Annotated in this window: 12 protein-coding genes and 2 riboswitches; of the genes, 6 read left to right on the top strand and 6 right to left on the bottom strand. The window is 74.5% G+C overall.

Features of this window, described 5'->3' with window-relative positions; translation table 11 throughout:
• Positions 1-281: 281 nt before the first annotated feature.
• The 6 genes from AB7J25_RS09905 to AB7J25_RS09930 form a co-directional block, all read right to left on the bottom strand.
• Positions 282-1,235, bottom strand: coding sequence for an ATP-binding protein (locus AB7J25_RS09905; RefSeq protein ID WP_428507392.1), 954 nt, complete (start codon positions 1,233-1,235; stop codon positions 282-284).
• Complete coding sequence (locus tag AB7J25_RS09910) at positions 1,232-2,170, bottom strand: MEDS domain-containing protein (RefSeq protein WP_428507394.1); 939 nt, start codon at positions 2,168-2,170, stop codon at positions 1,232-1,234. The genes AB7J25_RS09905 and AB7J25_RS09910 overlap by 4 nt, the downstream gene beginning before the upstream one ends.
• 115 nt (positions 2,171-2,285) lie before the next feature.
• Positions 2,286-3,290, bottom strand: a complete 1,005-nt coding sequence (locus tag AB7J25_RS09915; protein ID WP_428507396.1) for an MEDS domain-containing protein — start codon at positions 3,288-3,290, stop codon at positions 2,286-2,288.
• Between the two features lie 160 nt (positions 3,291-3,450).
• The gene (locus tag AB7J25_RS09920) at positions 3,451-5,046 is read right to left on the bottom strand and encodes an acetolactate synthase large subunit (RefSeq protein WP_428507398.1); all 1,596 of its coding nucleotides are present in this window, start codon (positions 5,044-5,046) and stop codon (positions 3,451-3,453) included.
• A complete protein-coding gene (locus AB7J25_RS09925) occupies positions 5,043-6,431 on the bottom strand; it encodes an FAD-binding oxidoreductase (protein WP_428507400.1) in 1,389 nt (462 codons plus the stop codon). The genes AB7J25_RS09920 and AB7J25_RS09925 overlap by 4 nt, the downstream gene beginning before the upstream one ends.
• 21 nt (positions 6,432-6,452) lie before the next feature.
• A complete protein-coding gene (locus tag AB7J25_RS09930) occupies positions 6,453-6,968 on the bottom strand; it encodes an OsmC family protein (protein ID WP_428507402.1) in 516 nt (171 codons plus the stop codon).
• 141 nt (positions 6,969-7,109) lie between these two features.
• On the opposite strand from AB7J25_RS09930, the gene AB7J25_RS09935 reads away from it, so the two are divergent.
• The 6 genes from AB7J25_RS09935 (at position 7,110) to gcvP (ending at position 13,369) form a co-directional block, all read left to right on the top strand.
• Positions 7,110-7,916: a CDP-alcohol phosphatidyltransferase family protein gene (locus AB7J25_RS09935; protein ID WP_428507404.1), complete on the top strand. Its 807-nt coding sequence runs from the start codon at positions 7,110-7,112 to the stop codon at positions 7,914-7,916.
• 10 nt (positions 7,917-7,926) lie between these two features.
• Complete coding sequence (gcvH, locus tag AB7J25_RS09940; protein WP_428507406.1) at positions 7,927-8,301, top strand: glycine cleavage system protein GcvH; 375 nt, start codon at positions 7,927-7,929, stop codon at positions 8,299-8,301.
• Positions 8,302-8,411: 110 nt separating this feature from the next.
• Complete coding sequence (odhI, locus tag AB7J25_RS09945; RefSeq protein WP_428507408.1) at positions 8,412-8,846, top strand: oxoglutarate dehydrogenase inhibitor Odhl; 435 nt, start codon at positions 8,412-8,414, stop codon at positions 8,844-8,846.
• A 108-nt stretch (positions 8,847-8,954) separates the two neighbouring features.
• A complete protein-coding gene (locus AB7J25_RS09950; RefSeq protein WP_428507410.1) occupies positions 8,955-9,428 on the top strand; it encodes a bifunctional nuclease family protein in 474 nt (157 codons plus the stop codon).
• A 164-nt stretch (positions 9,429-9,592) separates the two neighbouring features.
• Positions 9,593-10,171 carry a MerR family transcriptional regulator gene (locus AB7J25_RS09955; protein WP_428507412.1) on the top strand — a complete coding sequence of 193 codons (579 nt, stop codon included), beginning with the start codon at positions 9,593-9,595 and terminating at the stop codon, positions 10,169-10,171.
• 88 nt (positions 10,172-10,259) lie between these two features.
• Positions 10,260-10,350, top strand: a riboswitch (glycine riboswitch).
• A gap of 2 nt (positions 10,351-10,352) precedes the next feature.
• A riboswitch (glycine riboswitch) is annotated at positions 10,353-10,465 on the top strand.
• Between the two features lie 48 nt (positions 10,466-10,513).
• Positions 10,514-13,369, top strand: a complete 2,856-nt coding sequence (gene gcvP, locus AB7J25_RS09960) for an aminomethyl-transferring glycine dehydrogenase (RefSeq protein ID WP_428507414.1) — start codon at positions 10,514-10,516, stop codon at positions 13,367-13,369.
• Positions 13,370-13,374: the final 5 nt, after the last annotated feature.

Here is a 13,374-nt window from a genome sequence, read left to right on the forward strand (position 1 = left end):
GCGCGCATCGACACCGAGCGGCACGGTGGTGCCGTCGTCGGTGAGGGTGAAGGAGCCGAGGACCGACACACGAAGGTGTGCCGGGACCACGCGAGATCGTCGCTGATCGTCAGACATGGCAGTCCCATTTGGTGGTGGTGCGGCGGATGACCCGGTTCGCAGGCCGATGGCGCCGAGTCCTCCGAGGAGTCTTCTCCGGTGAACCGGCATTGCCAAGGCCCATGTTCGTCACACCGAAGCCGGCAGGTTGAGCCAGCCGGGTGACCGCGTCCGATGTTAGCTCACCGGGCGGCGCGGACCCGCACGTGGGTGCCGTCGGGATCGGTCCAGACGTGCAGCAGGTCGCACACCTGCCGGGCCACCCACATGCCGCGGCCGCGGCGCTCCCCCGGAAGCGGCACCCGCAGACCCGGAAGCCGGTCCCCGAGCGTGCCCCGGTCGTGCACCTCGCACGTCAGGCCGTCCCCGTCCAGCCACACCAGCAGCTCGGCCTCGAGCGTGCCGTGCTCGACCGCGTTCGTGGCGACCTCGTTGACGGCGAGCACCACGTCCTCGGCGCGGCTGCGCCCGTATCCGGCGTCGAGCAGCATCCCCTCGAGAGCCGTGCGGACGTCGTGCAGCTGCCACGCCCGGTAGGCCATCTTCGCGTGCGGCGGTCCGAGGATCGGCGGACCGGACGGCGGGAACTCGGCGAGCACCTCGCGCGGCGGGCGGTGCTCGGGGTTGTGGCGCAGCTCGCCGTCCACGAGCAGCAGCGGGTGGTTGCGCCGCGCTCCGGTGAGCACGTGGGGGTGCAGCGGCATCTCCGGGAAGAAGCACGTCATCGAGACGGGCAGGTCCGCACAGGCGACGTTCATGGCCGCGTCGAGCTCGGTCCAGAAGCTGCCGTCGCGCCCGTCCAGGTTCGGGCGGTGCTCGCTCACCACGGTGGCGTTGCCGAAGTCGCGGGCGATGGCGCGCAGCTCCCGGGCCTGGCGGGCCGCGGTGGTCTGCGCCGAGGCGCCGTCCACGTGGTCGCGCTCCCCGAACGTGATCACGCCGTCCGAACCCCCGACGGCGTCCAGGACCGCCTGGCGCGTCGGTCCGCGCAGCGCGACACCGATCGGCTCGGAGCGGGACACGGCCTCCTCGACGATCGGGACGACCTGCGCGACGAGGTCCTCCTGCCCGCCGAAGAACCCGACGGCGTGCTGGAAGCGGGGCCTGCCGCTGACCCGGGTCGACTCGATCCTCATGCCCGCTCGCCCTCCCGCACCCGCTCCTCGCCCGTCCCGGCCCGGCGGCGCTCCGACCTCGGCCGCTCGCGGGGCACGACGTCCAGCCGGGGGCTGAACGGCGCCCCGCACCGGTCCAGCACCCGCTGCAACGGCGGGCGCACCCCGTGCAGCACGAGCCGGTGCGTGCCCGGCAGCCGGTCCGCGATCCCGACCAGCGACGCCGCGCCCGCGACGTCGAGGAACCGCAGGGACGACAGGTCCGCGACGATCTCGTCGGGCCCGCCGGAGGCGCGCAGTACCTCGTCGAAAGCGGTGTGCAGGAGGCGGTCGATGGTGCCGTGGTTGCTGTGGTCCGCCTCTCCGGCGAACCGGAGCCTACCCAGCCCGACGCGGGTGACGCGCAGCAGCCCGTCGTCGTAGACCGCCCCGATGCGGACCTCGTACGGGTGCACGGCGCGCAGCGCGACCACGACGTCCTCGGGGTGGCGGTAGCGGTCGTAGAGGCACAGGGCGCGCGCGGGCTGGCCGAGCAGGGCGTCGTCCAGCGCCGCGTCGAAATCGGGCAGCGACCGGCCCACCGACAGCGCGTGGCTGAGCTGTCCCGTCGTCCGCCACCCGGCGTGACCTGCCGCGACCGCCGCGGCGATGCGCGCGCGCACCACTTCCCGCACGTCCTTCAGGGACCCCTCCAGCATCGCGCGGGTGCGGGCCGATCCGACCACCTCGAGGCGTCCTTCGTCGAGCACGTCGTCGACGCACACGCCGTCGTCGGCGAGGCGGTCGAGCACCGCGCCGGCCGTGCCGTCCTCGAAGTAGGTGACGCGCTCGCCGCTGGAGAGCCCGTCCGCGATCCACGCGGCCGTCATCTCCCACAGCTGCTCGTCACTCACGGGGAAGGCGCAGGAATGGCGCGGCCGCTCCGCGACCGGCGTGCGCGTCCCCGAGATCGTCATCACCGCATCCACCAGCTGGACCCCGTGTGCTTCCCGTGCCGTAGCGCGCCGAGTGTAGGTGGGCCGGTGGGCCGTCACCCGCAGCCGGACGGCCTGACGGGCGCCGAAGGGCAGGTCACGAGCGCCGAGCGGAGAGGTCCGCGGGTCGAGGGGGCGGCGGAGCGGACACCGGACCGCTCGCACGCAGCGCTGCGCCGAGGTCGCCGCGCTGATCCCGAGCGGTCCGGGGCGGCCTCGGCGACACCGGTTCGCCGCGGAGCTGCAGCTCCAGCTGCGGGGTGAAGAGCGCCCCGCAGCGCTCCAGCACCCGGTGCACGCGCGGGCGGACCCCGCGCAGCACCAGCCGGTGCGTGGTCGGGAACTGCTCGGCCGCGTGGACGAAAGCCATCGCACCCGCGACGTCGAGGAACCGCACCGAGGCCAGGTCGGCCGTGACGCACACGACGCCGGCGGGGGAGCGCAACGTGTCGTCGAGGACGCTCGCGAGCAGGCGGTCCAGGATGCCGCGGTTGCTGTGGTCCGTCTCGCCCGCCAGCCGCACACTCCCGAGACCCGTCCGCACGATGCGCAGCAGCCCGTCGTCGTACACCGACGGTCCGGTGACCTCGTGGGCATGCATCTCCCGCAGCGTGGCGAGCAGCGCTGCGGAGTGGCGCTGCTGGTCGAAGATGCAGAGCATCCGCAGCTCCGGCCGCTGCTCCAGGACGCGCCGGAACGCGTTCTCGTAGTCGACCGGCCCCAGGCCACCCAGCCGGCGCACCGCGTGGCTCGCGTCGCCCGTGATGCGCACGACCTCGAACCCGCGGGCAAGGAGGTCCTCGACCGCCTCGTGCAGCGCCTCCTCGAGATCCTCGACGGGGCCGCTCAGCAGGTCGTGCGTGGCCTCCACCGAGGTGACCGTGAGCTGACCCGCGGCGATGGCCGCGTCGGCGCAGATGCCGTCGTCCTCGAGCCGGGCCTGGACCTGGTACATCGTGCCGTCGTCGAGGTAGACGACGTGCTCGCCCGCGGCGAGACCCTCGGCGATGAAGTCGGCCGACAGCTCCCACACGTGCTCGTCGCTGACGGCGACCGCGCAGGCGTGACGGACACCACTGCCCGTGCTGTCGTCGCTCTGCATCGGCCCGCCCCGTCGTGCCCCTGCTCGTCGTGCGCCCGCGCCGGTATACCCGAGTGCGCCGGACCCGCACCACCACCAGTCTAGAAGTCGCTGGTCGTGACGGCTGCCCGGGAGCGGAGCGGACGCCGGAGGGACGTCCCGCGTCGGTGAGCGGACGTCGTCAGGGCACGAGCGGGGGCACGACGGCCTCGACGAGGTGCGGGCCCGGCTCGGACCCCGCTCGCCGCAGCGCCGACGCGAGCTCATCGGCCGTCCGCGCCCGCTCGGCGGGCACCCCCATTCCGCGGGCGAGCGAGACGAAATCCAGCGTCGGCGTGCCCAGGTCGAACAGGGCCCGCGCCCGTTGCCCGCCACCGTCCCCCTGGAGCGAAGCGCCCACCTGGAGTAACTCCATGCGCAGGATCGCGTACGCAGCGTTGCTGTAGACGAGGGTCGTGACGTCGAGGCCTTCGCGGGCGTGGGTCCAGAGTGCGGAGATCGTGTACATCGCGCTCCCGTCGGCCTGCAGGCACCACACGGGCCGGTCCGGGCAGGCGAGCGCGGCCCCCGCCGCCGCGGGCAGGCCGTAGCCGATGGCGCCCCCGGTGAGCGTGAGCCAGTCGTGGCGGGGCGCCCCCGCGGTGGCCGCCGGCAGCCCGATCCCGGACGTGACGGCCTCGTCCACGACGACCGCGCCCTCCGGGAGCAGGGCACCCACGACGGCGGCCGCGGTCTCGACCGTGAGCGGCCCGGTGGGCGGCTCGGGGCGGTGGGCCCGGGCCCGTGGCGCCTCGACCCGGGCGGCCGGGCCGGTGAGCACGAGATCGGCGAGTGCGACCAGCGCGGCGGCCGCCGCGCCCCCCTTCGGCACGACGGCGTGCACGGCGCAGCCCTCTGGAACGAGATCGCTCGGCGTGGCGGGGTAGCCGAAGAACGTCACCGGCGACCGGGCGCCGACCAGGACGAGGTGGCGGGCGCCGCGCAGCTGGTGGATCGCCATGTCCGGGACGTAGCCGAGGCGGCCGACCGCCGGCACGCCTGCGCCGCGCACCATCCGCGCGGGGAACGTCTCGGCCAGGAGCACGGCGCCGGTGGCGGCCGCGATCCGGTCCGCGGCCACCAGGGCGGCCTCGTCCGCGGGCGCGTCGCCGCCGATCAGCAGGACGCAGCGCTCGCCGCCGCGCAGCGCCTTCGCGGCGGACTCCAGCGCGTCGGCGTCCGCGGTGACCTGCGTGGCCGGGGCCGCGGGCACCGCGGCGGGCGCCGCTCCGGCGCCCCACGACGCGTCCGCGGGCAGCAGCAGCGTCGCCACCTGCCCGGGCGGCCCGCACGCGGCGGCGATCGCCGCCGCGGTGTCCGGGCCGACGTCGGCCGGGGTCGCGCTGCGCCGCACCCAGCCCGAGACGGCGCCCGCGATCGCGTCCACGTCCGACTCCAGCGGGGCGTCGAGCGGCTTGTGGAACGTCGCGTGGTCGCCCACGACGTTCACGACCGGGGTACCGGCGCGGCGGGCGTTGTGCAGGTTCGCCAGCCCGTTGCCGAGCCCCGGCCCGAGGTGCAGCAGCGTGGCCGCCGGATGGCCCGCCATGCGGCCGTAGCCGTCCGCTGCGCCCGTCGCGACCCCCTCGAACAGTGTGAGCACGCCGCGCATCCGCGGCACCGCGTCCAGGGCGGCGACGAAGTGCATCTCGGACGTGCCGGGGTTGGCGAAGCAGGTGGTGACCCCGCCGTCGACGAGGGTGTGCAGCAGCGCCTCGGCGCCGGTGGAGGCGGTCACAGCGTCACTCCCGGGTTGAGGATCCCCGCCGGGTCGAACGCCTGCTTGACGCGCCGCAGGAGCTCGACCAGGGCCGGGTCGGTGAGTTCGTGGAAGTGCTCGCGCTTGGCGCGCCCGATCCCGTGCTCGCCGGAGATCAGCCCGCCGAGCGAGATCCCCGCGGAGAACAGGTCGTGCAGCAGGGCGGCGCGGATCTGCGGATCGGCCTGGAACACCGACAGGTGCACGTTGCCGTCCCCGGCGTGGCCGCAGCCCGCGACGAACGACCCGTGCTTGTCCGCGATCTCCCTGGCCCGGCGCAGGAACTCCGGGATGGCCGCCCGGGGCACCACGACGTCGACGATGTCGTGCGCGCCGATCGCCTTGGCCGTCCAGAACGCCTTCTCCCTGGCGTCGACGAGCTTGCGGGCGGCGGGGCCCGGCAGGACGTAGGCGTCCACCGCGCCGAGCTCGCCCAGGTGCCTGGCGAGCCGTTCGACGTCCTCCTCCAGCCGGCCCGCGTTCCCGCTCTCCAGCATCACCAGCAGGTAGGCCTCGCTGCCGTCGCGGATCTCGTCCGGGATCCCGAGCTGCAGGTCCCTGGCGTGGGTCATCGCCGCCATCGTGACCGTGTCGATGTACTCCAGGATCAGGGGCGCGATCCCGGACGCCACCACGGTCGGCACGGCGGCGGCGACCTCGTCCACCGTCCGGAACGGTGCCAGCACCGTCGCCTGGTGCGGCAGGCGCGGGTAGAGCCGCAGCGTGGCCTCCGTGACCAGCGCGAGCGTGCCCTCCGAGCCGACGATCAGCTGCGTGAGGTCGTAGCCGCTGCTCGCCTTCACGAGCTTGCCGCCGGTGCGCAGCACCTCGCCGGAGGCGAGCACCGCCTCCAGGCCCAGCACCTGGTGGCGGGTGACGCCGTAGCGCACCGCGCGCATCCCGCCCGCGTTCGTCGCGACGTTGCCGCCGAGGCTCGCCCCGTACTCGCCGGGGTAGACGGGATAGGCGAGGCCGTGCGCTGCGGTGGCCTCGTCCAGCTGGGCGAGCGTGACGCCGGGCTGCACGACGGCCACGTGGTTGGCCGTGTCGATCTCCAGCACCGCCGCCATCCGCTCGAACGACACGACCAGGCCGCCGGGGGCGGGGACCGCCGCCCCGGACAGGCCCGTGCCGGTGCCCCGGGCGGTGACCGGCACCCCGCGCGCCGACGCGACGCGCAGCACCGCAGCCACCTCCGCGGTGGTGGCGGGCCGCACCACCGCCGCCGGGGCCTGGGCCGCCATCGACAGCGCCTCGTCGTGGCCGTAGTCGGCGACCTCCTCGCCGGACAGCACGTGTGCGGGCCCGACGACCCCGGCCAGCTCGCCGACCAGCTCCGCGAACAGCTCCCCGTCGAGCGCCATGCCGGTCAACCTACCCGCGGGTCACCCCGCCGCGGCCACCCTGACGTCGACGCTCGTCGCCGGCGCGGACCGGATCGTCTGCAGCACGACGCAGTAGCGCTCCGTGAGCTTGAGGAGCGTGGCGACCTCCTCCTCGGACGCGCCGGTCCTCAGTTCGAACGCGAGCCGGATGGCGCGAAACCCCACCGGGGCGTCCTTCGCCACGCCGAGCGTGCCCCGGAAGTCCAGGTCGCCCTCCGCGCGGACGGTGCCCCCGGCCTCGATGCCGAGGGCCGTCGCCACCGCCCGCAGCGTCACGCCCGCGCACGCCACCAGCGCCTCCAACAGCATGTCGCCCGAGCACAGCTGCGTGCCGTCCCCGCCGGAGGCCGGATGCAGGCCCGCCTCGGCCAGCGCGGCGGCGGTCTTCACCCGGCACGCCACCCCGGTGCCGTCCAGCTCGCCGTCCGCGGAGAGGGTGACGACCGCGGCGGCGGGGTCGTCGCGGTAACGGGACTTCAACGGGGCCTGGATGGCCTTGAGCGCGGCAGCGTCCATCACCTCATCCTGCCGCCCGCACACGACGTCCGCCTCCCAGCGCCCACCGGCTACCGCCTCCCGGCGCAGCCTTCCCGGCCCGCGCCGCGGCGTGATCAGGTGACCGGGCCGGTCGCCCCCGGCACGACGTACCCTTCAACCGTGGCCGACCGGTCGAGCTCCGGAGCCGCCCGCACCGCGGCGGCGCTCGCCGGTGTCCCCGCCGCAGATCCCGACGCCGACCTGACCGCGCACCGAGGCGAACCCACGGCCGTCCGCGAGAGCCCTCCGCCCGACCGTCCCGCCCCGGTCCCCGCTGCGCACGCCGTGGCGAACGCCGCGCACACTGCGCCGGACCGGCTCTGGACGGTGCCGAACCTGCTCAGCCTGCTGCGGCTGGCCGGTGTGCCGATCTTCGCGTGGCTGCTGCTGGTCCCGCAGGCCGACCTGTGGGCCATCATCGTGCTGGCCGTCGGTGGCATCACGGACTGGCTCGACGGCAAGGTCGCCCGCCTGCTCGGGCAGTACAGCCGCTTCGGTGCCCTCCTCGACGCCGGGACGGACCGCCTCTACGTCCTCGTCGCGCTCGTCGCGTTCGGCGTGCGCGAGGTGGTGCCCTGGTGGCTCGTGGCCCTGCTCGTGGGCCGCGACGCGATCCTCACCGCGTGCCTGCCCCTGCTGCGGCGCTGCGGCTACGGGCCGTTCGTCGTCACCTACCTCGGCAAGGCCGCCACCTTCCTGCTGTTCTGGGCCTTCCCCGTGCTGCTGGCCGCGGAGTTCGACAACGCCTTCGGCGTGCTGTGCGCCGCCGTGGGTCCCGCGCTGCTCGGCTGGGGCACCGCGCTCTACCTCTACGGCGGCGTGCTCTACCTGCTGCAGGTGGCCCTCGCCGTGCGCCACCCCGCCCCGCGCCCGACCGCGCGGCCCGCGGCGCCGCCCGGCGACACCGCCGCCACCCGCACCGCCTAGTCTGCCGGGCATGGTCCCCGACGATCTCCGCTACACCGCCGAGCACGAGTGGGTGCGCGAGCTGGACGGCGGTGTGCTGCGCATCGGCATCACCGACCACGCCCAGGAGCAGCTCGGGGACGTCGTCTACGTCCAGCTCCCGGAGGTCGGGGCCACCCTCACGGCCGGTCAGGTCATGGGGGAGGTCGAGTCGACGAAGTCGGTGTCGGAACTGTTCGCGCCTGCCGGCGGCGAGGTCACCGCGGTCAACGCCGCCCTGGAGGCGGACCCGGCCCTGGTGAACTCCGCCCCGTACGAGGACGGCTGGATGGTCGAGGTGCGCCCGTCCGGCGACACCGTGGAGCTGCTCGACGCCGTCGGGTACCGGCAGCTCGCCCAGGCGTAGACGGGGGTACGTTTGACCCCCACCCGGACAGCGCGCCCGGACGGGCTCCGGACGAGCGTGAACGAGCGGTGTGGCAGCTGTCGGGCGCACACCGCAGGAGGACCCTCGAGGTGACCATGAACGACGGCCCCGGCGTACCGCCCGAGCGTTCCCCGGAGACCACGTCGGTCTTCCGCGCGGACTTCCTCGCCGACGTCGAGCCGCAGCAGGACCAGCCGGTATCCGGCCTCGAGTCGCTGCCGGCCGGCGCCGCGCTCCTGGTGGTGAAGCGGGGCCCCAACGCAGGCTCCCGGTTCCTGCTCGACCACGTGACGACCAGTGCGGGCCGCCACCCGGAGAGCGACATTTTCCTCGACGACGTCACCGTCTCCCGCCGGCACGCGGAGTTCCGCCGCGACGGCGACGAGTTCGTCGTCGTGGACGTGGGCAGCCTCAACGGCACCTACGTCAACCGCGAGCCCGTCGACACGGCCGTTCTGGCCAACGGGGACGAGGTCCAGATCGGCAAGTTCCGCCTGGTCTTCCTCGTCCGCGGGCAGGGCTGACCGCCCGAGTCGGCGGCGGGCGCGACGGTGCTCGCCGCCCGTCCGGAGTCGGGCGCGGGCGCAGTCGCCCGTGTAGCGTCGGTGGAGTCGCAGGAGAAGGAGGAGCGCATGAGCGAGATGCGCGTCGTGGGCGTCCGCGTCGAACTGCCCGCGAACACGCCCATCCTCCTGCTGCGGGAGACCACCGGTGATCGTTACCTGCCGATCTGGATCGGCACGGTCGAGGCCACGGCCATCGCGCTGGAGCAGCAGGGCGTCAAGCCCGCCAGGCCGCTCACGCACGATCTGCTGAAGGACGTCATCGGTGCGCTCGGCCGCAGGCTGGAGCAGGTGCGGATCACCGATCTGCAGGAGGGCACCTTCTACGCCGAACTGATCTTCGACGGTGGGGTGAAGGTGTCGGCACGGCCGAGCGACTCGGTCGCTCTCGCGCTACGGGTCGGGGTACCGATCCACGCGGACGAGAGCGTCCTCGCCGAGGCCGGGCTCGTCATCCCCGACGAGCAGGAGGACGAGGTCGAGAAGTTCCGGGAGTTCCTGGACTCGATCTCGCCGGAGGACTTCCGCGGCGCCCAGCCCTAGCGGTCGCGGAGCGCCGGCGCCACGTGCCCGTACCGCGCAGGCTCGCGGACGAGCGGCGGGCGGCGCGGCGCGTTGACCCGCTCCCCGGGCCCGCCTACCGTCGTCGGGCGGGTTTGATTCAGGGCCGCGAAGAGATGACGCGGCCCCCGGTCGGAGGGAGTGGGATGGGCGAGGTGCCGCCCGGCACACCCGAGCAGGGTGAGCTGTTCCCCGACCCCATGGAGGGCGTCGGTCTCGACGGCCTGCCCGACCAGCTCGTCGGGTTCCGGGGGCCCACGGCCTGCCAGGTCGTCGGCATCACGTACCGCCAGCTCGACTACTGGGCCCGCACCGGGCTCGTCGCGCCGTCCATCCGGGGTGCGGCGGGATCGGGCAGCCAGCGGCTCTACTCGTTCACGGACCTCCTCGTCCTCAAGATCGTCAAGCGGCTGCTCGACGCCGGGGTGTCGCTGCAGAACATCCGCGTCGCGGTCGAGCACCTCCGCCGCCGCGGAATCCGCGACCTCGCCGGGGTCACGCTGTTCAGCGACGGCACCACCGTCTACGAGTGCTCCTCGCCCGAGGAGGTCGTCGACCTGCTCCAGGGCGGTCAGGGCGTGTTCGGGATCGCCGTCAGCGGCGCCATGCGCGAGATCAGCGGCTCCATCAAGGACTTCCCGGCCGAGCGGGCGGACGGCGGCAGCGTCGACGCCTCGCCAGAGGACGAGCTGTCCCGACGCCGGGCGCGGCGGGCCATCAGCTAGCCGCCGCCTCGCCACCTCGCCGTGCGGCTCCGCCGGCCGGGTCGGCGCACCACATCGTGGAACCGCGGTAGGCTCGGGCGGTAGTCGCCGAACCCGCGTGGGAGAGCCCGGACGAGCGCCGGGCGCCGAAGGAGCAACCCTCCCCGGAACCTCTCAGGCACCAGGACCGCGCGGGGAGACGCCTCTGGAAAGCGACCGCCGTGCCGCGGTGGTCCGCCGACGGGGAAAGCCCGGGACGGTGCCGACCGGTCCGGGTGAATCTCTCAGGCGCCCGATGGTGGGCAGGGACAGAGGGGGAGAGCAGTACGAGCCTGCCCCGATCAGCCCGACCCGGAGGTGCCCGTGAGCAACCGCCCGACCCTCGCCGACCTCGAACGCGGTACCCCGTTCGCCGACCGGCACGTGGGGCCGCGTCCGGCCGAGCTCGACACGATGCTCGCCACGATCGGTGTCGCCTCCTTCGAGGAGCTGGCGGACCGGGCCCTGCCGCCCGGCATCCGGGACCGCTCCTTCACCCCCGACCTGCCGCCCGCCGGCACCGAGAGCGAGGTGCTCGCGGAGCTGCGGGCCCTCGCCGCACGCAACACGGTCACCGTGCCGATGATCGGGCTGGGCTACTCCGGCACCGTCACGCCACCGGCGATCCGCCGCCACGTCCTGGAGAACCCCGCCTGGTACACCGCGTACACGCCCTACCAGGCGGAGGTGAGCCAGGGGCGGCTGGAGGCGCTGCTGACGTTCCAGACCGCCGTCGCGGACCTCACCGGGCTGCCCGTCGCGGGCGCATCCCTCCTGGACGAGGCCACCGCCGCCGCCGAGGCCATGACGCTGCTGCGCCGGGCGGGGAAGTCGACGAGCTCCCGGTTCGTCGTGGACGCGGACACCCTGCCGCGCACGCTCGCGGTCCTGCGCACCCGGGCCGAGCCGCTGGGCATCGAGCTGGTGGTCGCCGACCTGGGCGAGGGCCTGCCCGACGGCGAGCTGTTCGGGGCGCTCGTCAGCTACCCGGGGGCGTCCGGGGCCGTGCGGGACCCGTCCGCGCTGATCGAGGCCGTGCACTCCCGGGGCGGTCTGGTCGCGGTGGCGGCGGACCTCCTGGCGCTCACCCTGCTCACCCCGCCCGGCGAGCTGGGCGCGGACGCCGCCGTCGGCACCACGCAGCGGTTCGGGGTGCCGCTGGGCTTCGGGGGGCCGCACGCGGGCTACCTGTCGGTGCGCCAGGCGTACGCGCGCCAGCTCCCGGGGCGGCTCGTCGGCCTGTCGCGGGACGTGGACGGCAACCCGGCCTTGCGCCTGGCGCTGCAGACCCGCGAGCAGCACATCCGCCGGGAGAAGGCGACGAGCAACATCTGCACCGCCCAGGTGCTGCTCGCCGTCGTCGCGGCCTGCTATGCCGTGTACCACGGCCCGGAGGGGCTGGCCCGGATCGCGCAGCGCGCACACCGGATGGCCGCGGTGCTGGCCGCGGGCCTGCGTGCGGGTGGGGTCGAGGTCGTGCACGGGGAGTTCTTCGACACCGTGCAGGCGCGGGTTCCGGGGCGCGCGGAGGCGGTCGCGGACGCAGCACACGCCGCCGGGATCGCCGTGCGCAGGATCGACGCGGACACGCTCGGCCTGGCCTGCTCGGAGCTGACGACCGTCGCGCACCTGGAGGCGCTCTGGGCGGCCTTCGGGGTGACCGCCGATGCCGCCGCTCTGGACCCGGACACCCCCGACGCGCTGCCCGCGACGGTGCGGCGGACCTCGGAGCACCTCACCCACCCGGTGTTCCACGAGCACCGCTCGGAGACCGCGCTCATGCGCTGGCTGCGCCGCCTCGCCGACGCCGACCTCGCGCTGGACCGCACGATGATCCCGCTGGGCTCCTGCACGATGAAGCTCAACGCCGCCGCGGAGATGGAGGCCATCACCTGGCCCGAGTTCGCCGACCTGCATCCGTTCGCCCCGGATGCGGACGCCGAGGGCACCCTCGCGCTCATCGCGGACCTGGAGCGCTGGCTCGCCGAGCTCACCGGGTACGCCGCCGTGTCGCTGCAGCCCAACGCGGGCAGCCAGGGCGAGCTCTCGGGCCTGCTCGCGATCGCCGCCTACCACCGCTCGCGCGGCGAGACGCAGCGCACCGTCTGCCTGATCCCGGCGAGCGCCCACGGCACCAACGCGGCGTCCGCGGTGATGGCGGGGATGCGCGTGGTCGTGGTGAGGACCTCGGCGAACGGCGACGTCGATCTGGACGATCTGCGCGCGAAGATCGACGAGCACCGCGACACGCTGGCCGCCCTCATGATCACCTACCCGTCCACGCACGGTGTGTACGAGGCGGGCGTGCGCGAGGTGTGCGACGCCGTGCACGCAGCGGGCGGGCAGGTGTACGTGGACGGGGCGAACCTGAACGCTCTGGTGGGGCTCGCCCGGCCGGGTGCGTTCGGCGGCGACGTCAGCCACCTCAACCTGCACAAGACGTTCTGCATCCCGCACGGCGGCGGCGGACCGGGGGTCGGACCGGTCGCCGTGGCCGAGCACCTGGCGCCGTTCCTGCCGGACCGCGGTGTCGTCGGCGCCGTGTCCGCCGCGCCGCACGGCAGCCCCGGCGTGCTGCCGATCTCGTGGGCCTACCTGCGGCTCATGGGTCCGGACGGGCTGCGACGAGCCACGCTCACCGCCGTCGCTGCGGCGAACTACGTGGCCACCCGGCTGCGCGAGCACTACCCGGTCCTCTACGCGGGCGAGGACGGTCGCGTCGCCCACGAGTGCATCCTGGACCTGCGCGGGATCACCAAGGCCAGCGGCGTCACGGCCGAGGACGTCGCGAAGCGGCTCGCCGACTACGGCCTGCACGCCCCGACCATGTCCTTCCCGGTGGCGGGGACGCTCATGGTGGAGCCGACGGAGAGCGAGGACCTCGCGGAGATCGACCGCTTCGTCGACGCGATGATCGGGATCCGCGGAGAGATCGACCGGGTCTCGGCGGGGGAGTGGCCGGTGGAGGACAACCCGCTCCGCGGCGCCCCGCACACGGCGGCGTGCATCGCGGAGAAGTGGGACCACCCGTATCCGCGCGAGCTCGCCGCGTATCCCGCGGGGATCACGGGCGGCGTGCACGGCCGCAAGGTGTGGCCGCCGGTGCGCCGCATCGACGGCGGCTACGGCGACCGCAACCTGGCGTGCACCTGCGCGCCGGTGGAGGCCTACTCGTCGTGAGGTGA

Source organism: Pseudonocardia sp., from assembly GCF_050246655.1.
Taxonomy (GTDB): Bacteria; Actinomycetota; Actinomycetes; order Mycobacteriales; family Pseudonocardiaceae; genus Pseudonocardia.